Consider the following 24,608-nt stretch of genomic DNA (forward strand, 5'->3'; position numbering starts at 1 on the left):
CGTGTCGCGCCGAGTGCGGCGGCGCGCGGGTGAAGCTGGTGCGATGCGTTGGCTCCCCTCGGCGATCGCCGCACTGTCGTTGGCCGTTCCCGTGTCGCACGTGGCGGCTTCCGGACCCGCTCATGCCGCTCCGTACGCCGCCTCCCGCGCACCGGCGTGCCGCGCGGGCACCGCTCCATACCAGCGGGAACTGGAGCGTGAGCTGCGGCTGCCCGTCGACGGGCGCCAGTCCGCCGCCGACTGCGCGGCCATCCGGCGGCTCCAGGAGCGGCTCGGCATCCGCCCCGCGGACGGCAGCGCCACCCTGCGGACGTACCGCTTCCTGGTCGCGGACAAGATCCGGCGCGACCCCGCGGAACGACGGGCCTGCCCCGTGAAGCCGTACCGGGTCACCTGCGTGGACCTGACCCGGCAGATCCTGTGGGCGCAGAGCGGAGGCAGGCTGGTCTTCGACCCGGTGCCGATCCGCAGTGGCAGGGACGGTCTGGAGACCCGCCGCGGCTGGCAGCGGATCTACTGGAAGAACCGCGACCACTACTCGACGATCTACCACGTCCCCATGCCGTACGCGCAGTTCTTCAACGGCGGACAGGCCCTGCACGGCACCCGCACGGATCTCTTCTCGTCCGGCTCGGGCGGCTGCGTCAACCTGGCCGTGGACGACGCCAGGCGGCTCTACGACCTGCTGCAGAAGGGCGACCGCCTCTACCTCTGGGGAACGAAGCCGGGCACGGGCGGCTGACGCCACCCGTGCCCCGCGGAGGACCGCCGGGGATCACTTCCCCTTCTTGCCTCCGCCGCGCTGGTTGGTGAGCGTCACCGTGATGTCCTTGGCGGGCTTGTGGCCGGTGACCTTGTGGGGGCCGTTGACGTTCTTGGCGGGCAGGACGTAGCCGTCGGGAACGGCGGTCTCCTTGAGGTAGTACGAGCCGGGCGCGAGGCCCTGGAACGCGCACCGGCCGCGGCCGTCCGTGGCACAGCCACCGTCGGTGAGGGTGTCCCGGCCCGCGCCCGTCGACTGGAGGCCGGGCCTGCCGTTGCTCTCGCGCCACAGCTGGAAGACGGCACCGGACAGGGGCTTGCCCGTCTTCTTGTCCTTCTTGACGACGGTGATCGAACCCGGGGTGCCCGGGTGCCGCTGCGCGTGGTTCAGCGCCTCGACGGAGGCTCCGACCGCGACATCGGCGTCGGTGAGGACGAGGGGCCCGAAGACCGCCGGGTCGGGCAGCTCGTATCCGTTCGGGGCCTTGGTCTCGACCCAGTAGTACGTGCCGACGGCGACCGTCCTGCGGCAGGTCCCGGCGCCGTTCGTCGTGCAGGGCGAACCCTTGGCGGTGTCCGGGTCCGCGCCGCTCTGCTGCAGGCCGGGGGTGCCGTTGGTCTCGCGCCAGAGCTGGAAGACGGCGCCCGGCAGGGGCTTCCCGGTCTCCTGGTCCTTCTTGACGACGGTGACAGGCCCCTCCTTGACGGTCGGCTCGTCCTTCTTCTTGTTGGTGGCCGGGACCGACACGCCCGCATCGGCGTTGGCCGCGGTCAGCTCCAGCGGTCCGAAGACGTTCGGCGAAGGGAGTTCGTAGTCCTTCGGGGCCTTGGTCTCGCGCCAGTAGTACGTGCCGAGCGGCACGGTCTGCGCGCACTCGCCCTGCGCCTCGGTGACGCAGGGGCTGCCGATCTTCTTGTCCGGGTCGGCGCCGCCGGTCTGCAGTCCGTCGACGCCGTTGGACTCCTGCCACAGCTCGAACTCGGCGCCCGCGAGCGGCTTGCCGCCGTCCTCGTCGGTCTTGACGACCTTGACCTCGCCGGAGGTGGGCGCGGTGGCGCAGTCCGGCAGGTCACCGTCGAAGGGGTAGTTGTGGAACTCCTGGCCGCCCCCGCCCGACGCCCCGCTGGTGTGGGTGAGCGAGCCCGTGGTGAAGAAGCGGCCGTTCATGCCCGGCACGCTGACCGTGGTCATCGAGCCCTGGTTGCCGACCAGGACACTGCCCTGGAACTGCCCGGTGCCCTTGACCTCCACCGAGGTGGCGTCGGGGAAGTTCCACAGCAGGCGGCTGCGCATCTTGTTCAGCTGACTGCTGTCGTCGATGGTGCCGCTGTAGGTGTTGATGGTGCGGTTCGTGCCGAGGATGTTGACCAGGACGGTGGCGCCGTCCGGGATCCCCTCGAAGCGGATGCCCTCCTGGCCGCCGCTGCCGCCCATCAGGTCGAAGTCGACGTTGAAGACCTGCAGCATGGAGGTGTTGTCGCCGCTGAACAGAGTCTCGCCGCCCGCGTGGACGGCCCGGCCGGTGGGCGTGCGTGTGCCGCCCTCGGGGTGCGCGTAGCACTGGCTGGCTGCGGTCAGCTCGTCGCGCAGCGGGATGTAGGGCTTGGCGGCGTCGGGGTCCTGGCGCTTGGTGGCCACGATCGTGCCGGTGGCGTCCTTGGCGTACCGCACCACGCCCTCCTCGGCGATGAGCCGCTCTCCGGCGGCGACCGTGACGTTGCCTCCCGTGGTGAGCCAGTCCGACCCCACGGGAGGCGCCACCCGGGAGCCGACGCCCGCCTCGCCGACGTTGTAGATGCCGCTGACGCCGTCAGCCTTGTCCTGGTCGAAGTCGCCGAGGACGACGACCCGGCCTTCGGCCTCCGCGGCCTTCTCGCGGACGAGGAAGTCCCCGCCCACGTAGACGTTGATGCCGTTGTCGCGGTACTTGATCCCGTCGTTGTTGATGGGCGGGTATCCACCGCTCGGGCAGTTGCCCGGCACGCACGGGCCGAGGCCGCCCGGCAGGGGCTTCGCCACGGCGGCCTCGGCGGGCAGGGCCGACAGGCTGGTTCCCGCCACGACGCCGAGGAGACAGAGGTACCTCATTCCGGTCTGGATGAGGGAAGGAAAGGTCACGCGCACATCAGCTCCTCACAGGGTCAAGGGACGTGGAGGAGGCTCGCACGATTGACGTCCCGGACCATTGAACCTATCCGCGCTTCATAAGAAGAGCACTGCAAAGGATGAGTGTTGGTCCATTCGCGTGACATCGGCTCACGACCTTCGGAACGTCGTGATTTACCGTGTAACGCCTTATGAATGAAGGTATGTGGGGGAGCTCACAAGGTAACGCGAGGTCTGACAGCCTTCGGATGAACGTCCCGGTATGGCGTGAATAATTCCTGCTTCTGTTGCGGCGTCATGAACAATTCACGGCCTCCGGAAAGGCTCCTGAAACGTGCTGATCATGAACGCCGTGAAGGCCTTCCGGGCGTGTGGCAGGGCCCGTTCCAGCGGTGTTGTAATTCTCCGCAACCCGGCACGGAAACCCGGTACGGACCAACCTTTTTCACCAGGAGCACGGCAGCGCATGGCCGACGTACAGAAACAGTCACCCCCACACGGCCCGTTCGCCGTGGCCGTCGGGGCCTTCCGCAGGGACCGGCTCGGCCTCGCCTCGTTGGGCGTCGTCCTGCTGTTCGCCGTGCTCGCGCTCGCCGCCCCGCTGCTCGCCGTCCTCTACGACAAGAACCCGACCGAGCACTACGGCCAGAACGAGCCGGGACTGCTCAGCGAGGAAGGGCTGCCGGTCCTGCCGGGCGGTGGGATGTCCGGCGACTTCTGGTTCGGCGTCGAGCCAGGACTCGGCCGTGACGTCCTCACCCAGCTGCTGTACGGGATCCGCACCTCGCTGCTCGTCGCCGTCGCGTCGATCGCCCTCATCGCCGTCGTCGGCGTGGTCCTCGGGGTGACCGTCGGCTATCTGAGCGGACTCGCCGACCGCGTCTTCACCTTCGTCTGCAACGTGCTCCTCGCCTTCCCGACCCTGCTGCTCCTCCTCGCCCTCAGCCCGATCATCCAGACGCGCTTCGTCCCGCCCGGCGAGAACGAGCCCGCGTGGATGCAGTTCACCGTCCTCGTCCTCGTCTTCGCCGCCTTCGGCTGGGTGCCGCTCGCCATGATGCTGCGGACCACCGTGCGGTCCCTGCGCGAGCGGGAGTTCATCGACGCGGCACGGGCGGTGGGGGCGAGCCGACGGCACATCGTGTTCCGCGAGCTGCTGCCCAACGTGTGGGCGCCCGTCCTGGTGCACATCACCATCGCGCTGCCGGGCATCGTCACCGCCGAGGCCGCGCTCTCCTTCCTCGGCGTGGGCATCAGCGAACCCATCCCCGACTGGGGCCGGATGATCGCCCGCGGCGCCGAGGTCTTCTACGACGACCCGACGTACATGCTCTTCCCCGGCGTCACGATCCTCGTCTTCGTCGTCGCCTTCAACCTGCTCGGCGACTCGGTGCGGGACGCGCTCGATCCCCGTACGCGCCGCTGAGCGACCCGCTCTTCCTCCTCGCATCAACCCTGCACGCTCTCAAGGGAGTTCGTCATGCCCAGAATCAGCCCGCGCGGCGCCGCCGTGCCTGCCGTCGCCGCCGTCTCCGCCATGCTCGTGCTCTGCTCGTGCTCCTCGGGCGCGGGGGCGAACGGCGACGGCGCGCCGTCGGTGGCGCAGGAGCCGCGGCTCGTCGCGGGCATCGGGACCGCCGAGGACAGCGCGGGCCCGGCGCCCGCCGTCGAGGGTGCGCGGCGCGGCGGCACCCTCCGCGTCGCCAACCTCCGCGACGCCTCGCACCTCGACCCGCAGAAGATCTACGCGGGCGAGACCTACAACACCTCGCTGCTCTGGGGCCGTCAGCTCACGCAGTACCAGGTCGTCGACGGCAAGGCGAAGCTCGTCGGGGACCTCGCCACCGACACCGGCAAGCCATCCGACGGCAGCCGCACCTGGACGTACCGGCTGAAGGACGGCATCGCCTGGGAGGACGGGAAGCCGATCACCGCGCAGCACGTCAAGTACGGCATCGAGCGCACCTTCGCGCCCGGCTTCGAACTCGGCCCGCCCTACTGGCCGCAGTGGCTCACCGGCAAGCAGGACCTCGCAGAGGCCCGGAAGACCTATGGCGGCCCGAAGAAGGACGGCGCCTTCAAGGGCATCGAGACGCCGGACGACAAGACCATCGTCTTCCACTTCGCGAAGCCGCAGTCCGACGTGCCGTTCATGGCCGCGCAGTCGTCCTCCTCGCCCGTGCGCCCGGACAAGGACACCGGCACCAAGTACGACGTCAAGCCCTTCGCCACCGGCCCGTACCGCATCGTCGAGCACCAGCAGAACCGCAGCATGACCCTGGAGCGGAACCCGCACTGGAAGGCGGCGACCGACCCGATACGCCACCAGTACGCCGACAAGTTCGAGTTCACCTTCGAGAAGAAGGAGCTCAACACCGCCCAGGAGATCCTCAACGGGCGGGGCGACGGCGCGGACACCGTCACCACCAAGAACGAACTGCCGCCCGAGCTGTACGGCGAGGCCACCCGCGACCCGGCGAAGAAGCAACTCGTCGTCGACGGGCGGCGCGGCGCGTTCACGTACCACCTGGTCGTCAGGAACGACCGGGTCCCCGACCCCGAGGTCCGCAAGGCCGTCCACTACCTCTTCCCGCGTCAGCAGGCACGGCAGGCGCTCGGCGGCCCGCGCGTCGGCGACATCGCCACCACGTACTCCTCGCCCGCGATCGTCGGCTACCAGAAGTACGACACGTACCCGGTCGCCCCGACCGGCGACATCAAGAAGGCCAAGGAGCACCTCGCCAAGGCCGGGAAGCCGGTCAAGAGCCTGACCTACGCCTACGAGTCCAACGCCGCCAACGACCGTGTCGCACAGGTCCTCGTCGAGGCCTTCGCCAAGGCAGGCATCACCCTGGTCACCAAGCCGATGCCGCTGCCCGCCTACACCAACGAAGTCCTGCGCAGCCCGGATCCGCAGTACGACCTGTGGATGTCCGGCAGCTCCGTGGACTGGCCGACGCCCGCCACCGGAGTGCCCTACCGCTTCGACAGCCGCCGCGACAGCCTCGACAACGACCCGCGCTACAAGAACCCGGCCGTCGACAAGGAGCTCGACCGCATCGCGAAGCTCGGCGACGCGACCGAGAAGGCGAAGGCCCTCGTCGCCCTGGAGAAGAACACGATCATGAAGGACGTGCCGCTCGTGCCGTTCCTGCACCAGCGCGTCCAGCAGCCCCGCGGCGCGAACGTCGGCGGCGCCTTCATCCACCCCATCTACGGCACCATCAGCCCCGCCTGGCTGTACCTGAAGAAGTCCTGACCCATGCTCACCTATCTGACCAGACGGGGGCTGCAGGCGGTGGTGGTGCTCCTCGCCATCTCCGCCACCGCCTTCGCCCTCTTCTATGCCGCGCCCTCCGACCCCGCGACCATCGCCTGCGGCCCCAAGTGCGACGCCGCGCAGGTCACGGCCGTCCGCCACAGCATGGGCCTGGACCAGCCGATCCTCACCCAGTACGCCGACTACCTGCGCGGACTGGTCGCGGGCCGCACCATCAGCGACGTCGACGGCACCGCCATCGCCTGCCCCGCGCCCTGCCTCGGCTACTCGTACACCCTGCACGAACCGGTGCTCTCCGCGATCACAGGACGCTTCCCCGTCACCCTCTCGCTGGCCGGTGGGGCGCTCGCCGTGATCGTGGTGGTGGGCATCGGTGCGGGCTTCGTCTCCGCGCTGCGCCGCGGCTCCGTCGGTGACCGGCTCCTGTCCGGCTTCACCCTGCTCGGCGCCAGCGTGCAGATCTATTTCCTCGGATACGCGCTGCAGTACCTGCTCGTGTACTCCACCGGCTGGCTGCCGCTGCCCGGCTACACGCCGCCGGGCGAGGACCCCGCAGCCTGGGTGTCCGGACTGCTGCTGCCCTGCCTGGTGCTCGGCTTCGTCAACGCCGCGGTCTTCGCCCGGCTGTCCCGCGCCCAGCTCCTGGAGGTGATGCACGAGGGGTACGTGCGCACGGCGCGCGGCAAGGGGCTCGGCACCCTGCGCACCCATCTGAAGTACACCGCGCGAGGGGCCGCCGCACCGATCGTGCAGCTCCTCGGCCTGGAGGTGGGGGCGCTGCTCGGCGGCGCGTTCATCACCGAGACGGTCTTCGGGCTCAGCGGCGTCGGCAAGCTCGCCGTCGACGCCGTCACCCAGAACGACCTGCCGACCGTCGTCGGCACCGTACTGATCGCCGCGTTCTTCGTGGTGGTGTTCGTGGCCGTCGCCGACCTGGTCGTGGCCTGGCTCGATCCGAGGGCGAGGGTGGCATGACGGAACGCGAAGCGGTGTTGCGCGTACGCGATCTGACGGTGGAGTTCACCGGACCGCGCGGCACCGTCACCGCCGCCGAGGACGTCTCCTTCGACCTGGCACCCGGTGAAGTCCTCGGTCTGGTGGGGGAGTCGGGGTCGGGGAAGTCCACGGTCGGGCTCGCCGCGATGGGGCTGCACGATCCCGCGCGGACGACCGTGCGGGGCAGCGTCGAGGTCGGCGGCACCGACGTGGTGACCGCGGGCGAGGACCGCCTGAAGGCGCTGCGCGGCGGACGCATCGCCATGGTGTTCCAGGACGCCCTCGCCTCGCTCTCGCCCTTCCACGGCGTGGGCGCCCAGCTCGCCGAGGCCTACCGGCTGCACCACAAGGACGCGGGCCGGGAGCAGGCGCGGGCCAGGGCCGTGGAGATGCTGGAGCGGGTCGGCATCGCGGCCTCCCGGGTCCGTGACTACCCGCACCAGTTCTCCGGCGGGATGCGCCAGCGCGTGATGATCGCCATGGCGCTGATCAACCGCCCCGACGTGCTGATCGCCGACGAGCCGACCACCGCGCTCGACGTCCGCGTCCAGCGCCAAGTACTCGATCTGCTCGGCGAGTTGCAGCAGGAGTTCGGCACGGCCGTCCTGCTGGTGACGCACGACGTCGACATGGTCGCCGCGGTGACCGACCGCATGCTCGTCATGCGGGGCGGGCGCACGGTGGAGACGGGACCCACGCGCCGCGTGCTCAGTGCCCCGTCCCACCCCTACACCCGCGCGCTCGTGGGTGCGGCGCCCTCCCTGGACACCGTTCCCGGGAGCAGGCTGCCGACCGTGGACGTCCCGGAACCACCCGTCCGTACGGAGCCACGGACGCGGCCGCAAGGCGGCGTCCCCCTCGCCGAAGTCACCGACCTGCGGGTGGAGTTCGGTGGCGGACGCACGCTCCTCGGCAGACGCCGCGAGCCCACGCATGCCGTGCGGGGCGTCAGCCTGAGCCTCGCCGAGGGTGAGACCCTCGGACTGGTCGGCGAGTCGGGGTCCGGCAAGTCCACGACCGCCCGCGTCCTTGCCGGGCTGCAGAGACCGTCCGGCGGCACGGTCCGCTTCGACGGCCGTGACATCGGGCGCGCCGCCGAGGACGCCGCGCTGCGCCGTGCGCTCAGCCGCGAGGTCCAACTGGTCTTCCAGGACCCGTACGCCTCGCTCAACCCGCGCCGCACCGTCGAGGAGATCGTCACCACGCCGCTGCGGGTCCACACCCGCATGACCCGCGAGGAGCGCCGCGACCGCGCCGCCGAACTCCTGGCGCAGGTCGGCCTGGACGCCGCCCACCTCCCGCGGTACCCGCACGAGTTCTCGGGCGGCCAGCGCCAGCGCATCGGCATCGCCAGGGCCCTCGCACCGCGGCCGCGCCTGATCATCGCCGACGAACCGGTCTCCGCACTGGACGTCTCGGTGCAGGCCCAGGTCCTGAACCTCCTGATGGACCTGCGGGAAGAGCTCGGCCTCTCCCTCCTGTTCGTCTCGCACGACCTCGCCGTCGTCCGCCACCTCTGCGACCGCATCGCGGTGATGCGCCACGGCGCGATCGTCGAGACCGGCACGCGGGAGGACATCTTCGACGGGCCGCGGGAGCCGTACACCAAGGAACTGCTGGCGGCGCGGCTGTAGCGGGGCGGTCCGCGCTCCACGAGGATGGCCCCTCCTGTGGGGCGTCCGTGGAGCGGAGGCGGCACGATGGGATCACATGCGGCGGCGGGACGGCGGCGCGGGCGGCCGGTCGTGGCCGGTGCGCTCGGGGTGACGCTGGCGGCGGCCCTGCTGTGCATCCCGAGCGCGGGGGGAGCGCCGCTGTCGGCGGACGCCTGCCGGACCGCGGGCAGCACGCTGCCGCTCGGGGACTGCGGGCCGTTCTGGCAGGTCCTGGCCGAGGACTTCAACGGCGACCGGGTGCCGCTGGGCGCGTTCGCCGACTGCGACCACCACGCCGACACGTCCGCCGCGTACTGCGCGGGGCTCGACGGCGCCTATCGCGACAACTGGTGGGCCTACCCCACCGGTTGGCGCGACACGGCCAACGACAGGAACCGCGATGTCGTCGGCGTCTACCACCCGGAGGACACCGTGAGCGTGGGACCTGCGGCCGACGGTGACGGCCGCATGCGCATCCGCATGTGGCGGCCCGCCGACGGAGGGCCCGTCCACGCGTCGGCGGTCGTACCGCGCGCCGTCATGCAGATGAAGTACGGCAAGTACAGCGCCCGCATCAAGGTGACCAAGCAGGCGCCCGGCTACAAGTCGGCGTGGCTGCACTACGGCGGCGGCTGCGAGATGGACCACCCCGAAGGCGAGTGGACCGGCTCCCTGACCGCCTTCCACCACCCCTGCGGCGGAGGCGAACAGGGCTCCTACCCGGGCGCGGACGACTGGACCGAGTGGCACACCGTCTCCACCGAGTGGACCCCCGGCCACGTGCGGTTCTTCGTCGACGGACGCGAGACGGGACACGACACGCGGGGCGTGCCCGACCGGCCGCTCTCCTGGGTCCTGCAGAACGAGAGCGCCCTGGAAGGACCGGGCGCAGAACCCGGCAGCAGCGCCCAGCTGGAGATCACCTGGGTGGCCGCGTACGCGTACGGCTGGAAGTGACGCACGGGGCCTGCGGTAAGTGACGCCACGGGGCCTGCGCGTAGCGGCCCCGGGAGCCTGGCCGGGATGGCGTCCGGATGCCCGCCGCGGGCGACGTCCCGGGGTCGTCCCGAAGTGCCCCTCAGGACCTGCGACTTCGCGTCCCAGTAGCGGAATGAGGGCCTCGTACAACCCTTGCGCCCCATGCCGTGTCGAACAGGGCGCCGGACAAGGAACGGGCCCTTTCCGGACACCCCCCGCGCCTGCCCGGCCACCTTCCTTCACAGGAGCCGCTCGTGCGCAAGAACCGTTCGGCCGCCCTCGCCGCGGCATCGTTCCTTCTGCTCACCGGGGCCGGTATCGCCGCCGCCCCCGCCGCCTTCGCCGGCACCCCTGGGGGTACCCGCGCCGACGACCGCAACAGTGACTTCAACGGCGACGGATACGAGGACGTCCTGGTCGGCGCCCCCGGCGCCACGGTGAGCGGGGCCAAGGGAGCAGGCCTCGTCACGGTCCAGTACGGCTCCACCAGAGGCATCGGCACGTCCGACGTCGCCAGATTCAGCCAGTCGACGGCCGGTGTGTCCGGCGCCGCGGAAGCGGGCGACGGCTTCGGCAAGGCCGTCGCCACCGGCGACCTGGACGGCGACGGCTACGACGACGCGGTCATCGGCATCCCCGGCGAGGACCTCGACGCGGGGGCGGACGCCGGTGGCGTCGCCGTCCTGTGGGGTTCGAAGTCGGGGCTCACTGGGTCCGCAAGCAGCTGGCTGCAGAGCCAGGACGCCGCCGCGGGCCAGCAGTTCGGCCTCGGTCTCGCCGCGGCGCACTTCACCGCGGACACTCCCGGCGACCTCCTCGCCGTGCTCGACCGGGACAACGTGGACCTGTTCGTGTACGACCCCGCGCCGCAGGCCCGGGGCGAGGCGCCGCTGCGCCGTCAGGTCCACGAGCGGCTCGGCAGGTCGGCCGCCGCGAGCACGATCGTGTCCAAGTCGCTGACCACCGGTGACTACGACAAGAACGGGTACGCCGACCTCGTCGCCTCCGGCACGACCGAGGGCGACGAACCCGGTCACGGCTGGTCCGTGCAGTTCGCGGGCGGCGCCGACGGCCTCACGTACAAGAACGATCTGCGGGGCGGCCCGGCGGCGGCCTCCGGTGACATCAACAACGACGGTTACGACGACCTGGTGACCGGCGAGCCCGCCTCCCCGGACGACGGCGGCGAGACCATGACCGGCGGTCTGGTCGGCGTGCGCTACGGAACCGAGGACGGTCTCGTGAGCGAGGCCAAGTGGTGGACGCAGGACGCCGAGGGCGTGCCCGGCGTCGCCGAGCGCGGTGACGGCTGGGGCGCCGACCTGTCGGTCGCGGACACCAACGGCGACGGCTATGCCGACGTCGCGATTGGCGCTCCGGGCGAGGACATCGGGACGGTCGCCGACGCGGGCGCCGTCTGGGTGTTGCGCGGCTCGGAGAACGGGATGACGGCGAGCGGCGCGAAGTCCTTCGACCAGAACTCCGCGGACATTCCCGGCGAGGCGGAGAAGGGCGACAAGTGGGGCGCGCAGGTCCGGCTCACGGACCCGAACCGCGACGGCCGCTTCGGGCTCCTCGCGGCCGCGCCCGGTGAGAACGCGGGGGACGGCGTGGTGTGGGTGCTGTCGGCGGGCTCGGGCGGCGTCACCGGCACCGGGTCCTGGACGTACGGCGCGGGCTCGCTCGGCGCGCCCGCCACGGGAGCGGCGTTCGGCGCGGCGATCGACGAGTAGCATGACCACCTGCGGCGGCAGCGGCATCGGGGCCCGGCCCCGGAGCGGTCGCCGCAGCGCTCCGACACTCTGAACCCGCCTCGGCGGGGGTACCAAGAGGCGCCACCGTACGCGGTGGCGCCTCTTCGTTTTGGTATGGACCAACTACCCCCCAGTAGAACCGAGTTGAGCTGCGGGATCTTTGCCGAATCCACATATGGCGGGCGAGTGAACTGGGGGTAAATGTCAGCTTTTTGGACCTCAAGGCACCCAATTCAATTGTTGACACATGGAGTTGGTCTAGTCCATTTTAGGTGGGACGCAAGTTCGACAGGGGGCGGGTGTGAACGTGCTGCCCCGGCGGGCCGGCACGACCCGGCCCATCCGGCGTGGAGACCTGCCGCCGGACGAAAAACCGATCCTTGGAGCACCACATGTCAGCGAATGACCGCTACCTCCATCGAGCCCCCTCCGACGTTCCGTACTTCAGCTCGGACGCCGACACGTACCTGGTCCAGACCCAGCTGCGCGACCTCGAGAAGACCCGCCCCCTGCGCGTCCTCTCCGAGGAGGACTTCGCCCACTGGCAGACGTACGGCTACGTCGTCGTGAAGCAGGCGATCCCCAGGGAGTCCGCCAAGGACCTCCTCGACTTCGCCTGGGAGTTCCAGGGCCTGGACCGCGGCCGCCCCGAGACCTGGTACGAGGACCGTGAGTTCCGCTCCGACCTGGACCGTGAGCTGCACGTCTACGGCTTCGTCGAGGCCTACCACCACCAGCTGATCTGGGACAGCCGCCAGACGCAGCGGGTCTACGACGCGTTCGTCGACGTCTGGGACTGCGAAGAGCTCTGGGTGACCCTGGACCGCCTCAACCTCAACCCGCCCAACGTCAAGAACCGCTCCCGCTCCCTGATCGCGCCCACGGACCGCGGCTTCGACATCAACCTCCACTGGGACGTCGACACCACCCTCGGCGTACTGCCCCAGCGCGTGCAGGGCATCATCGCCCTGGACGACACCCGCGAGGACCACGGCGGCTTCCAGTGCTGCCCCGAGCTGTTCCGACAGTTCGACCGGTGGAAGGCCCTCCAGCCGGACGGCCGCGACCCCATACGCCCGGCGATCGACCGCGACGAGATGCCCGTCGTCCGGCCCGAGCTGGAAGCCGGTGACCTGCTGATCTGGAACGGCCTGCTGGCGCACGGCGTCGCCCCCAACACCTCGAAGGACGGCGTCCGCGCGGTCCAGTACCTCTCGATGATGCCCGCGCTCGAGTCCCACGAGGAGCTCCGCCGCTCCCGCGTCGACTCCTGGAGCAACCTCAGCACGCCGGAGTGGAACGCCACGCTGCTCGGGGACGCCGACAAGCACGAGTCCCTGCGCTACGGCACCGCCGCGCTCAACGACCTGGGAGCCAAACTCCTTGGCCTCAAGTCCTGGAACGGGGAAGCCGCATGCGACGCATCTGCCTGACGCTTCCCACCAACCGGTCCTGCCCGCAGACCATCGCCGCGATCGGGCAGGAGGCGGCGTACGCCACCGCGCACTTCGACGTCGAGGCGCACCTGCTGATCCTCGACTCCTCCGACGCCGCCACGTTCGCCGAGCACACCCGGGCCGTGGCCGCGCTGCCCGACGTGCCGCGCGTCGTCGTGCACCACCTCGACGAGCAGGCCCAGCGCGACTTCCTGCGCCGGGTGATCGCCGAGGCCGAGGTCGCCAAGCCCGAGCTGATGCTCGACCTGATGCTCCCCGACCGCCTCTCCTACGGCGCCTGCACCAACCGCGCCTTCCTCATCGCCGGGGCCCTGGGCTGCGAGTCCGTGCACCGCAGGGACTCCGACAGCCGCTACCAGAGTGCCAAGGGCGAGCCCGTCTTCCCGGTCCACCACGAGCTCATGTCGCTCGGCAGGACCGCGCGGGAGGCGGCGCAGGGCGTCACCGAGAGCGCTCTCGACCCGCGCCACGACGACAAGCGCGTGGCGATGGTGGGCAGCTCCTTCGTCGGGGAGCTCTCCGTGGACATCGGCGAGATCCAGCGCATCGACCCGGACGTCTACTACGACGTGGTCAGCCTCTGGGCGCCCGACCACTGGTCCGACGCAGAGAAGCGGGCGCTCGTCGACGACTCCTTCCGGGGCGCGGGCTCCGACACCTTCGAGCGCGACCACGCGCTGCTTGCCCTGGTCGACCCGATGCGCGTCGACATGTGCAACATCAGCTTCCACGACGTGCACGAGCGCGTCCCGCTGCCGCCCGCGACCGACACCATCGGCAGCGACTACTTCCTCATCCACCTGGTCCACGACGCCGCCCTGCCCGGCGTCCTGCACAACCGCAACATCGTCAACTACTACACCGGGGAGCGCAGGACCGACGCCGGTTTCCTCGCGTACCAGACGCGCTTCGCCAAGTTCTTCCTGTCGATGCTCTACTTCAACCACATCTACGACCGCATGGCAGAGGCGGGCGAGGAGCTCCTCGACGAGCAGGGGCACGTGCGCGCGTCCGCCGTCGCCGAGTTCGCCCGTCAGAGCACCGGCCTCGACCAGGCGGAGAACGTCCGTCGGCTCGACCGCCTGGACGCCGCCTACCGCACGCTCGGCGGCCGGTACGCGGAGTGCGCCGACCACCTGGCCACGCACCGCGAACGCCTGCTGGACGAGGCGCGCAGCGACATCGAGGAGTTCGCCCTGCTGACCGAGGCATGGCAGCCGCTGATGCGCGCGGGCAAGGACATCGGACCGCTCCTGGCGACGGGAACCCCCGCGTGAGCACCACGACGACATACGGGCCCGACAGCGCCTCGCTCCTGGACGCGCTGGAGGCCGCGGCCGAGGACCAGATCGTCTTCGACCTCCCCGGCATCGAGGAGGGCTACGACACGCTCGTGCGTGAACTCCCCGGAGTGGCCGTCCGCTTCGCCATGAAGGCCTGCCCGGTCGACGAGGTCCTCGCCCTCCTCGCGCGGCGCGGCTCCGGCGTGGACGCGGCAAGCCCCATCGAGGTGGAGCAGGCGCTGCGGGCGGGCGTGCCGCTCGGCCGGGTGCACTACGGCAACACCGTCAAGTCCGACCGGAACATCGCCGACGCGTTCCGGCTCGGCATCAGGGACTTCGCGACCGACAGCCTGGAGGACGTGCGGGCGGTCGCGGCGAACGCGCCGGGCAGCCGCGTGTTCTGCAGGCTCGCCACCACCGGCGAGGGCGCGCTCTGGGGACTCAGCAACAAATACGGCTGCTCGCCCGACGACGCCCTCCTGATCATGGAGACGGCACGCGACCTGGGGCTCACGCCCGCGGGCCTCTCCGTGCACGTCGGCTCGCAGCAGATGACGTCCGACGCCTGGAACGGCGCGTTCGACCGGATCGCCGACGTGCTGACCGCGCTCGGTGGCCGGGGCATCTTCCTCGACCACGTCAACCTCGGCGGGGGCCTGCCCGCGCTCGGCTACCGCGACAAGCACGGCAGGACCCTCGAACCGCCGATGGAGAAGATCTTCACCGTCATCCGGGAGGGCATGGCACGCCTGAGCGCGCTGCCCGGGCACGACCTGGGCTTCATCGTGGAGCCGGGGCGCTACCTCATCGCGGACCACGGCGCGATCCGCGCACACGTGTCGCGGCTGTCGGCGCGCCGTCGGCCGGACGGCGAGCGCCAGTACTGGCTGTACCTGAGCTGCGGCAAGTTCAACGGCCTGTACGAGATGGACCAGCTGCAGTACCGGCTCGTCTTCCCCTCGCACCGCGGCGCCGAGTCCGTCCCCGCCGTGGTCGCGGGCCCCACCTGCGACAGCGACGACGCCTTCTCGCACGAGGACGGTCTCGTGCCGGTGCCCAAGGGGCTCGCCTCGGGCGACCCGGTCTGGGTGATGTCCAGCGGCGCGTACGCGACCAGCTACATGACGCAGGGCTTCAACGGCTTCAGCCCGCTTCCGTACACCTGGATCGACGGCGAGGCGGCATGACCGAGGCCATACGCATACGCCGCATCGCCGACGGCGACTGGGACGGCATCGTGGAGCTGGAGGCCCGCGCCTACACGCCCCTCGGCCTCTCCGAGGGGCGGGCCGCGCTGGAGTCCCGGATGCGTGCGGCGCCGGAGACCTGCTTCGCGCTGGACCTGGGGCAGCATCTCGCGGGCTACCTGCTCGCCCTGCCGTACCCGGAGTCCCAGTACCCCGAGCTGAGCGGGACCGAGCCGGGCGCGGCGCTCCCGTCGCGCAATCTCCACCTGCACGACATCGTCGTCGCGGAGCAACTGCGGCACCGGGGCCTCGGCCGACACCTGCTGCGCCACCTCATGACGACGGCCCGCGCGCACGGGTACGAGCAGATCTCCCTGGTCGCCGTCGGCGGGAGCGACACGTTCTGGGCGGGCCGCGGATTCGCCGCCCGCCGAGGAGGCCCGCCGCCGGTCGGCTACGGCCCGACCGCGGTCTACATGTCCCGGGCGGTGCCCGGCGGCCCGCTGCCGCACATCGAGACGGAACTCGTGTCGTCGCACAGCGGAACAGAACTATCGAGCGCTACAGAGAAGTGGGCTGATGCGGGTGCTCCGCGTACGTGATCCTTTCCATCGGAGCCAGTTGGCGATCGCGGCGCTGTTCTGCTCGCTCGGCTTCCAGTACGCGACCTGGGCATCGCGCATCCCGGCCATCAAGTCCGACCTCGACCTGACCGCGGCCGAGGTCGGCGTGCTCCTGATGGCCGCGGGTATCGGCGCGGCCGTGTCGTTCCCGCTCGTGGCCGTGCTGATGCGGCGCCTCGGCTCGCAGCGCCTCGCGCTCCTGTCGGCGCTCTGTCTCGCCCTGCTGCTCCTGGCCCTGGCCGCGGCGCCCAACTATCCCGTGGCCCTGCTCGTCATGTGCGTCGACGGCGTCCTCGTGGGCTGTCTCAACGTCGCCATGAACGCGCAGGGTGCCGAGCTGGAGAGCCGGTACGAGCGCAATGCCATGGCCAGGCTGCACGCGACGTTCAGCGGCGGTTCGCTGCTCGCCGCGCTGCTCGCCTCCGGGATGCACACGGTGACCTCGACGGTCGCCGCGCACTTCGCGGCGGCCGCGCTGTTCTTGCTCCTGCTGGTGGCGCTCGCGCGCACGGGTCTGCTGACGGAGCAGTCGGCGGCAGCGGAGAAGGCTGAGGAGGGGGAGAAAGCGGAGGAGGCGGAGAAGAAGAGCGCCAAGTGGACCCGGCCGTCCAGCGTCACGCTGTGGATGTGCGTCGCCATGGCGTTCGGCACCGTCACCGAAGGTGCCATGAACGACTGGTCGGCGCTCTATCTGGAGGACGTGGCCGACGCCTCCGCCGAACTGGCGCCGCTCGGCATCGCCGTCGTCTCCGGCATGATGCTCGTCGCCCGCCTCTTCGCCGACGGCTGGCGCAGCCGCTGGGGCGACGGCCGCATCGTGCTGACCGGCAGTGTGCTGGCCGGTGCGGGTCTGGCGCTCGCCCTGCTCAGCGGGGGTCTGGTGCCCGCGCTGCTCGGCTTCGCCTGTGTCGGCCTCGGCATCGCGGCCGTCACCCCCTGCGTCTATGTGGCCGCGGCCGGGCAGGGCTCGGACTCGCTGACCCTGGTGGCGGCCATGGGGACGACGGGCCTGCTCGCCGGGCCGCCGCTCATCGGCTTCATCGCGAACGCCAGCAGTCTGGTGTGGGGTCTGGCCGCCGTGGCCGCCTCCGCGCTGGTCGTCTCCGCGTGCAGTACGCGCATCAGCTGGCCCGCCACGACCGGCTGACCTGCGCGGGTTTCCCGCCGTACCGGCTCCGCCCCATCTCTTGCTTACTCGAGGGTAGGCGCACCCGACCTCCTTGTTATACGTTCTGTCTAACAAGGGGGTCGCGGCCTGCCGTGTGCGAGACGCCGCGCCCGCTGCCTGGACATCGTCCGAGTCGACGAGTCATTGAGCCAAGGAGCCGCAGCATGGCAAGCAGCACTGTTCGGCCGAGCACACAGGGCAGTTCCCCGGAGGGCGATGTCGCGCGGCGGCTGCTGGACTCCGCCGCCGTCCTGGCGTACGACCCGGCCACCGAGGTCGACTGGGAGACGCCGCTCGACCTGAACTGTCACGGCGCCAGCCCGGAGTGGAGCACGCTCTACGGCACCGCCTACTGGCGCGAGATGACCGAGGCGCAGCGCAAGGCGCTGACCCGGCAGGAGGCCGCCTCGGTGGCCAGCACGGGCATCTGGTTCGAGATGATCCTGCAGCAGATGGTGCTGCGCGACGTCTACGCCAAGGACCCGACGAGCACCGAGGTCCAGTGGGCGCTGACCGAGATCGCCGAGGAGTGCCGCCACTCCATCATGTTCGCCCGCGGCGCCGAGAAGCTCGGCGCTCCCGCCTACCGACCGCGCCGCTGGGCGACCGAACTCGGCAGGGTCTTCAAGTCCGTCGCCTTCGGCGAGGCCGCGTACGCCGCGATCCTCGTGGCCGAGGAAGTCCTCGACGTGATGCAGCGCGACTGGATGCGCGACGAGCGCGTCGTGCCCTTCGTCCGCACCATCAACAACATTCATGTCGTCGAGGAGTCGCGGCACATGAAGTTCGCCCGCGACCAGACGCGCAAGCAGCTCGCGGGCGCGGGCCGGATGCGCCGCGAGCTCAACTCCCTCGTCATCGCCATCGCGTCGTACGTCATCGTCACGAGCATGGTGAACCGCAAGGTGTACGCGAACGCCGGACTCGACGAGGAGCGCGCGCTCGCCGAGGCGAAGGCGAACGAGCACCACAAGTCCATGATGCGGTCCAGCTGTTCGGGCCTCATGGAGTTCCTCGCCTCGTGCGGCCTGCTGACCAAGCCGGCCCTGGTGTTCTACAAGCGCGCCAACCTCATCTGAGCCGATCCGAGCCGAGCCGATCCGACGCGAGCTGAGCCGACGAACATGACCTACGCCATCACCCAGACCTGCTGCAACGACGCCACCTGCGTGGCCGTGTGCCCGGTCAACTGCATCCACCCCACGCCGGAGGAACGGGCGTTCGGCAGCACGGAGATGCTGCACATCGACCCCAGGACGTGCATCTCCTGCGGCGCCTGCGCCGACGCGTGCCCCGTCGACGCGATCTTTCCGGCGGACAGCCTCCCCGTCGCGCAGCAGGAGTACGCCGCGATCAACGCCGCCTACTTCGAGGGCGCGACGGCGGACGAGGCGCCGGAGCCTGACCCGGAGGGGCCCAACTTCCATGCCTGGGGCGAGCCGACCTTCCCCCGCGTCCTGCCCGCGGACTTCGCACCGCTGAAGATCGCCGTCGTCGGCACGGGACCCGCCGGGATGTACGCCGTGCAGGACCTGCTCCTGCACACCAGCGCCGAGGTCACCCTGATCGACCGGCTCCCGGTGGCGGGCGGACTCGTGCGCTACGGCGTCGCCCCCGACCACCCCGCGACCAAGAAGGTCGGCGAGACCTTCGCCCGCTTCCACGCGCACCCGCGGGTGCGGATGCACCTCGGCCTCGACGTGGGCACCGACGTCACCCCTGAGGAGATCGCGGCCCACCACGACGCGGTCATCTACGCCGTGGGCGCCTCGGCCGACCGGCGCCTGGCGATCCCGGGGGAGGAGCTGCCCGGCAGCATCTCCGCGACCGCGTTCGTCGCCTGGTACAACGCCCACCCGGACGCGGCGCCCGACGGCGTCGACCTGTCGGCGGAGCGCGCGATCGTCGTCGGCAACGGCAACGTGGCCCTGGACGTCGCGAGGGTCCTGCTCGCCGAACCCGACGCCCTCGCCCGCACCGACATCGCCGACCACGCGCTGCGCGCCCTGCGCGACAGCAAGGTCCGCGAAGTGGTCCTGCTCGCCCGGCGCGGCCCCGAGCACGCCGCGTACACCAGGTCCGAACTCCTGGCCCTCAAGCACCTGCCGGGCGTCGACCTGGTCGTCGACGACCACGACCCGCAGATCGCGGACGCCGTCGACGCCGCCGGTGCGCAGGACAAGGCCGCGGTCCTGCAAGGCGTCACGCGCGCCCGGCAGGACTGGGACGGGCCGCCGGAGCCCGGCCGCAGGATCGTGCTGCGCTTCCACTGCGAACCCGTCGAAGTCCTCGGCGCGGAGCGGGTCGACGCGGTGCGCGTGGCGGCGGACGCGGGGGAGCGGACGGTACCGGCGGGCCTGCTCCTGCGCGCCATCGGCTACCGCGGCGTGCCCGTCGCCGGACTGCCCTTCGACGAGACCGGCGGCACCGTGCCCCACGCGGGCGGCCGGGTCGAAGGACAGCCGGGCACCTACGTCGTGGGCTGGATCAAGCGCGGCCCCAGCGGTGGCATCGGCGCCAACCGCACCTGCGCCGCCGAGACGGTCTCCACCCTCCTGGCCGACGCGGTCGCGGGTGCGCTGCCCGCCCCGCTCCACGCCACGAAAGCCTTCCACCGGCTGGTGCGCCGCCGGAACCGCCAGGTGGTCGACGCGCGCGGTCTTGCCGCCATCGAGCGGGCCGAGGTGAACCGGGGCGCGAGCGCGGGCCGTCCGCGCGTCAAGCTCGCCACCGTCGCCGAACTCGTCTCCACGGCGAGGGCGGGCCGGGGCGGCCTGCTGCGCTGACCGGCTCCGGGCACAGCAGAAGGCCCCGGTCTCCATCACGGAGACCGGGGCCTTCACTCAAGAGCGCTGGGCAGGCCTTGCACCTGCATCTCCCCACAGGAAGTGGGGCGCCTTTCCTTGGACCACCAACGCCGGGCCCTGCGCCGTCGTTCCGGCGTCGAGCACATGATCGACAGTACCCCATGGACCCGCCGGGAGTGAAATGCGCGGTTGCCGCCGTATGACGCGCTTTCGTACGGCAATGAACCCCCGGTGAACAAGTGGTGCCCGCGCACAACGGCGGCGCCGACGGACCGTCTGACCTGGGTGAGGTGGGAACGCCACCGACGGCACACGACGTGCCGACCGCACCACTGAACTCCATGGAGACACACGCATGTTCGCTCAACCGTTAGGGTCCCGTCGCCTCCGTCCGATCGGCGTCGCCGCCGCGCTGGCCTGCTCCGCCGCGGTCGTCGGCCTCACCGGCGCGCCGTCATCCGCCGCCGCCCCCGCCGCGACCGTGGAGGCCGTCTCCGGGTCGCGGCTGCAGTACGAGGCCGCCGCGGGCCAGGCCAACGACGTGACCGTGTCGGTCCGTTACCGCCCCGACGGCGAGAACGACGGAATCTACGACGTGACCATCGACGACCGCGTCGCCATCACCGCCGCCCGCGACTCCGGCTGCAGCCACCCGGACGCCGCCGACCGCACGGTGGTGCTGTGCTCGATCTCCACGCCCGGCGACCGGGCGTCCGACCTGTTCACCCTCGGCGCGTACCTCGGGGACAAGGACGACAGCATCACGGTGGCCCCCGGGAACACGGCCTACCTGCAGTTCCACGGCGGCGCGGGCAACGACACCCTCAAGGGCGACGACTCGACGGCCCTGTACGGCGAGGACGGCGACGACCGCATGCAGCACGGCGGCGGCGTGTACGGCGAGGGCCTCTTCGGTGGCGCGGGCAACGACACGCTGACCGACTGCAGTTCCGACTGCGACGGCGGCACCGGCAACGACACCGTGCGCGGGGTCCGCGGCAGCGGTGACTACACCTTGACCGGCGGCGACGGCAACGACACCGTGTACGGCTCCGGGGACGGGGACAAGATCCTGGGCGGCCGCGGCAACGACAAGCTGTACGGCAACGCGGGCAACGACACCATCTACGGCAACAGCGGCGACGATTTGCTGCACGGCGGCGCGGGCAACGACACCTTGTCCGGCGGTCCCGGGACCGACCGGGTGTACCAGGACTAGGGCCCCAGCCGGCGGGCCCGGGACGCGGGGGAGGGGCAGGCCATGTTGCGGGTGCACTTCACACCGGAGGACCTGGCGCGGGTGCGTGTCGCGCCGGGGCCGGACTATCTGTGGGAGATCAGCAACAGTGTCCAGACCCTGCAACGCCGGGACGGGGCGCGGGAGTTCGGCGCCTGGCGGCGTTGGGCGGGACCACGGCTGCCCGACAGCTGCCGGATTCTGCCGCCCCTCCTGCCGCCCCGGGGGGACTCCCCGGACTTCCTCACGCCCACCCACGGTGACTGCGAGACGCTGCAGGCGGCGGTCGACACCCTCGTCCGCACGCCCCGGCCGCGTCTGCACACCGACCTGACGAGGGTCGCCGCCGTACGGCAACTGCCGTCCTGGACACGGTCCTTGGCGGTCGGTGACGGCACCGCCCTCCGGGAGCTGGGGCGAGCCCTCCACGCGTACCACGTGGAGGTGCTCGCCCCCTTCTGGCAGCGCATCCGCGCACACGTCGACGCCGACCGCATCGTGCGGCTGCACAGCCTCCTCGACGGCGGCACCGAGGGGCTGCTCGGCGGGCTCGGGCCCCGGTTCCGCTGGCGGGCGCCGGTGCTTGAGGCCGACTATCCGGTGGACCACACGCTGCGGCTCGACGGCCGCGGACTGATCCTGCAGCCCTCGTTCTTCTGCTGGCCCACGCCCATCACGCTCGCCGACGGCACGCTGCCTCCCGTCCTGGTGTATCCCATCGACCACGCGCCCGACTGGACCGGCGCCACGGCGCCCGCCCGTACGGAAGGCGGCGCCCTGGGACCGCTGTTGGGGCACACGCGCGCCGCGGTCCTCCGGGCGGCCCGCACCGGAGCATCCACCGTCGAGCTGGCTCGTCTCCTCGCGGTCACCCACCCGGCCGTCAGCCAGCACGTGAAGGTGCTGCGCGCGGCGGGTCTGGTGACCACGGTCCGCAGGGCCGGACGCTCCTTCCACGTGGCGACCGCGGAGGGGCGTGCGCTGCTGCGCAGTGCCGAGCGCGGGATGCCGTAAGTCTGGGCTTTCATTCGTTGCGGATGTCATGGGCATGCCCGCAAGCTGGCCGGGCTGTCGCACGCGCATCCCCCCACACCCCCCACGCATCCCACCCCAGGAGCCCGCATGCGTAAGAGACTTGTCGCCACAGCGATCGCCGTGGCCGCCGTCGGTGCCCTCGTCGCACCGGCCTCGGCCTCCGCCTCGTCGGAACCGGCGCCCGCCCCGGGCATCTCCGTCCTCGCGCACGGCTCGGAGGCCGGGACCGCCGTCGTCAGCGGCCGGAACGAGCCGGGCACGCGACTGAGCGTGGCAGGCGCGCGGACCGTGAGCGCGCACACGCTACCGGTCGACTACCAGGTCCAGGAGACCGGTTACTGGTGCGGCCCCGCCGCGACACGCATCGCCCTGTCCGCCCGCGTCGCACCGCCCAGCCAGGGCGACCTGGCCGGACAGCTCGGCACCACCGAGGCGGGCACCGACCACATCGGCCAGGTGACGCGCGTGCTCAACGCCAACCTCGGCACCGGCTGGTACGAGACCAAGGAGATGCCGAACGATCCGCCCACCCAGGCCCAGAAGGACCTGCTGTGGCGCGACATCGTGCTGGACATCGACAACAACTATCCGCTGGTGGCCAACATCGTCGCCCCGCCCGGCAACCAGCCGCCCGGCTACCCGTCGGACCAGACGATCTACCACTACTTCACGGTCATCGGGTACGACGACGCGAACGGCACGGTCCTCATCGCCGACCCGGCCTCCTTCGGCGGGAACCAGATCTACTGGCTCTCCTTCGACCAGCTCGCCAGCCTGATCCCGCCGAAGGGCTACGCTGCCTGACCGTCCAGCAGCGTGCCCATCCACTCCTCGACGCCCTCGACCGTGCGCGGGAGGGCGCCCGACATCAGGCGGGCGCCCTCCGCCGTGACGACCAGGTCGTCCTCGATCCGGACGCCGATGCCGCGCAGTTCGGCGGGGAGCGTCTCGTCGTCGGGCTGGAGGTAGAGACCGGGCTCCACGGTGAGGACCTGCCCCTCCTCCAGCACGCCGTCCAGGTAGGTCCCGGCCCGCGCCTTGGCGCAGTCGTGCACGTCGAGCCCGAGCATGTGGCCGCTGCCGCAGAGGGTGTAGCGGCGGTGCAGGTCGCCCCGCGGGTCCTTGAGCACGCCCCATTCGGCAAGCCCCTCCGCGACGACCCGCATGGCGGCCCGGTGGAAGTCCCGGAAGCGGGCCCCGGGGCGCAGGGCCGCGATGCCCGCGTCCTGGGCGGCGAGCACCAGCTCGTACACCTGGCGCTGGACGGGGGAGAAGCGGCCGGAGAGCGGCAGGGTGCGGGTGATGTCGGCGGTGTAGAGGCTGTCCGTCTCCACGCCCGCGTCCAGGAGCAGGAGGTCGTCGCGGTTCAGGCGCCCGTCGTTGCGGATCCAGTGGAGGACGCAGGCGTGGGCTCCTGAGGCCGCGATGGTCTCGTAGCCGGTGCCGTTGCCCTCGGCGCGGGCGCGCAGGCCGAACACCCCCTCGATCCAGCGCTCGCCGCGCGGGTGCGCGAGCGCGCGCGGCAGGGCACGGACCACGTCCTCGAACCCCGCGGTGGTGTGGTCGACGGCCAGCTGCAGCTGCTCGACCTCCCAGGCGTCCTTGACGAGGCGCAACTCCGATAGCGCTGCGGACAGTTCGGGGTCGGTGGCGGCGTTGCGCCCCGGCGGGGACCCCAGGGAGTCCAGGTGGGCGCAGCGGAGGCCGGTGAGCCGTTCCGCCTCGGCCAGGTCGGGGCGGCGGCCGACCCAGAACTCGCCGTAGCGCCGGTCCCGGTAGAACTCCTCGTCCCCGTCGACGCGCGGGGACCGCGGCCGCAGATGAAGCACGGCCTCGTGCCCGTGCGCTCCCGAGGGCTCCATGACCAGCACGCCGCCTGCCTGGTCCTCGCCGGTCAGTCCGGTCAGCCAGGCGTACGCGCTGTGCGGACGGAAGCGGTGGTCGCAGTCGTTCGAGCGAACGGTGAGCTCACCCGCAGGGACGATCAGCCGCTCCCCGGGGAAGCGGGCGGACAGCCGGGCCCGGCGCGCCGGGGTGACGGCGTGCGCGGGGACGCGGGCGGAGTCGGGGAGGGCGGAAGGGGCCCAGGACTCCGCCATGAAGCGGGACAGTTCTGCGGAGGCGGCCAGGTCGTGGCTGCCGGTGTGGAGCGGAGTGGCGGGGTGCATGCCGGATGCGGTCACGAGGACTCCCTGGAGGCGACGCGAACGGGACAGTAAAATGTCACATTACTATGGCGCGGCCTCTTCGGGATCGGTCGAGCGGCGGCAAATACCGCT

19 protein-coding genes are annotated in these 24,608 nt (G+C 71.3%); 17 read left to right on the plus strand and 2 right to left on the minus strand.

What is annotated here, in order from left to right:
• Positions 1-43 precede the first annotated feature (43 nt).
• Positions 44-742, plus strand: a complete 699-nt coding sequence (locus tag AC068B_RS20375; RefSeq protein WP_478673005.1) for a L,D-transpeptidase — start codon at positions 44-46, stop codon at positions 740-742.
• 33 nt (positions 743-775) lie between these two features.
• Here the strand turns inward: AC068B_RS20375 and AC068B_RS20380 are convergent, their stop codons facing one another.
• Positions 776-2,881 (minus strand): choice-of-anchor A family protein, encoded by a 2,106-nt coding sequence (locus AC068B_RS20380; protein WP_478673006.1) that lies wholly within the window; start codon positions 2,879-2,881, stop codon positions 776-778.
• A gap of 454 nt (positions 2,882-3,335) precedes the next feature.
• Between AC068B_RS20380 and AC068B_RS20385 the strand changes: the two genes are divergently transcribed.
• The 16 genes from AC068B_RS20385 to AC068B_RS20460 all read left to right on the plus strand — a co-directional run bounded on the left by AC068B_RS20385 (position 3,336) and on the right by AC068B_RS20460 (position 23,133).
• A complete protein-coding gene (locus AC068B_RS20385) occupies positions 3,336-4,295 on the plus strand; it encodes an ABC transporter permease (protein WP_478673008.1) in 960 nt (319 codons plus the stop codon).
• 54 nt (positions 4,296-4,349) lie between these two features.
• A complete protein-coding gene (locus AC068B_RS20390; protein ID WP_478673009.1) occupies positions 4,350-6,128 on the plus strand; it encodes an ABC transporter substrate-binding protein in 1,779 nt (592 codons plus the stop codon).
• A gap of 3 nt (positions 6,129-6,131) precedes the next feature.
• Positions 6,132-7,124 (plus strand): ABC transporter permease, encoded by a 993-nt coding sequence (locus AC068B_RS20395; protein ID WP_478673011.1) that lies wholly within the window; start codon positions 6,132-6,134, stop codon positions 7,122-7,124.
• A complete protein-coding gene (locus tag AC068B_RS20400) occupies positions 7,121-8,779 on the plus strand; it encodes an ABC transporter ATP-binding protein (RefSeq protein ID WP_478673012.1) in 1,659 nt (552 codons plus the stop codon). Before AC068B_RS20395 ends, AC068B_RS20400 begins: the two co-directional genes overlap by 4 nt.
• A 66-nt stretch (positions 8,780-8,845) precedes the next feature.
• Positions 8,846-9,757, plus strand: a complete 912-nt coding sequence (locus AC068B_RS20405) for a glycoside hydrolase family 16 protein (RefSeq protein ID WP_478673013.1) — start codon at positions 8,846-8,848, stop codon at positions 9,755-9,757.
• Between the two features lie 275 nt (positions 9,758-10,032).
• Positions 10,033-11,511: an esterase gene (locus tag AC068B_RS20410; RefSeq protein ID WP_478673015.1), complete on the plus strand. Its 1,479-nt coding sequence runs from the start codon at positions 10,033-10,035 to the stop codon at positions 11,509-11,511.
• A 413-nt stretch (positions 11,512-11,924) separates the two neighbouring features.
• A complete protein-coding gene (locus tag AC068B_RS20415; RefSeq protein WP_478673016.1) occupies positions 11,925-12,965 on the plus strand; it encodes a phytanoyl-CoA dioxygenase family protein in 1,041 nt (346 codons plus the stop codon).
• On the plus strand, positions 12,947-14,266 hold the full coding sequence (locus AC068B_RS20420; RefSeq protein WP_478673017.1) for a DUF6271 family protein: 1,320 nt from the start codon (positions 12,947-12,949) through the stop codon (positions 14,264-14,266). The genes AC068B_RS20415 and AC068B_RS20420 overlap by 19 nt, the downstream gene beginning before the upstream one ends.
• Positions 14,263-15,459, plus strand: coding sequence for a type III PLP-dependent enzyme (locus AC068B_RS20425; protein ID WP_478673019.1), 1,197 nt, complete (start codon positions 14,263-14,265; stop codon positions 15,457-15,459). The genes AC068B_RS20420 and AC068B_RS20425 overlap by 4 nt, the downstream gene beginning before the upstream one ends.
• On the plus strand, positions 15,456-16,061 hold the full coding sequence (locus AC068B_RS20430) for a GNAT family N-acetyltransferase (protein WP_478673020.1): 606 nt from the start codon (positions 15,456-15,458) through the stop codon (positions 16,059-16,061). Before AC068B_RS20425 ends, AC068B_RS20430 begins: the two co-directional genes overlap by 4 nt.
• Complete coding sequence (locus AC068B_RS20435) at positions 16,039-17,229, plus strand: MFS transporter (RefSeq protein ID WP_478673021.1); 1,191 nt, start codon at positions 16,039-16,041, stop codon at positions 17,227-17,229. Before AC068B_RS20430 ends, AC068B_RS20435 begins: the two co-directional genes overlap by 23 nt.
• Before the next feature lie 185 nt (positions 17,230-17,414).
• Positions 17,415-18,329, plus strand: coding sequence for an AurF N-oxygenase family protein (locus AC068B_RS20440; RefSeq protein ID WP_478673022.1), 915 nt, complete (start codon positions 17,415-17,417; stop codon positions 18,327-18,329).
• A gap of 45 nt (positions 18,330-18,374) precedes the next feature.
• The gene (locus AC068B_RS20445; protein ID WP_478673023.1) at positions 18,375-20,036 is read left to right on the plus strand and encodes an FAD-dependent oxidoreductase; all 1,662 of its coding nucleotides are present in this window, start codon (positions 18,375-18,377) and stop codon (positions 20,034-20,036) included.
• A 376-nt stretch (positions 20,037-20,412) separates the two neighbouring features.
• Complete coding sequence (locus AC068B_RS20450; RefSeq protein WP_478673025.1) at positions 20,413-21,276, plus strand: calcium-binding protein; 864 nt, start codon at positions 20,413-20,415, stop codon at positions 21,274-21,276.
• A 42-nt stretch (positions 21,277-21,318) separates the two neighbouring features.
• On the plus strand, positions 21,319-22,308 hold the full coding sequence (locus AC068B_RS20455; RefSeq protein ID WP_478673027.1) for an ArsR/SmtB family transcription factor: 990 nt from the start codon (positions 21,319-21,321) through the stop codon (positions 22,306-22,308).
• A gap of 108 nt (positions 22,309-22,416) precedes the next feature.
• Positions 22,417-23,133 carry a C39 family peptidase gene (locus AC068B_RS20460; RefSeq protein WP_478673029.1) on the plus strand — a complete coding sequence of 239 codons (717 nt, stop codon included), beginning with the start codon at positions 22,417-22,419 and terminating at the stop codon, positions 23,131-23,133.
• On the opposite strand, the gene AC068B_RS20465 is transcribed toward AC068B_RS20460, so the two are convergent.
• Positions 23,121-24,497, minus strand: a complete 1,377-nt coding sequence (locus AC068B_RS20465) for an aminopeptidase P family protein (protein WP_478673290.1) — start codon at positions 24,495-24,497, stop codon at positions 23,121-23,123. The two genes, AC068B_RS20460 and AC068B_RS20465, sit on opposite strands and share 13 nt — an antisense overlap.
• Positions 24,498-24,608 lie beyond the last annotated feature (111 nt).

The organism is Streptomyces sp. NPDC042371, assembly GCF_056437465.1.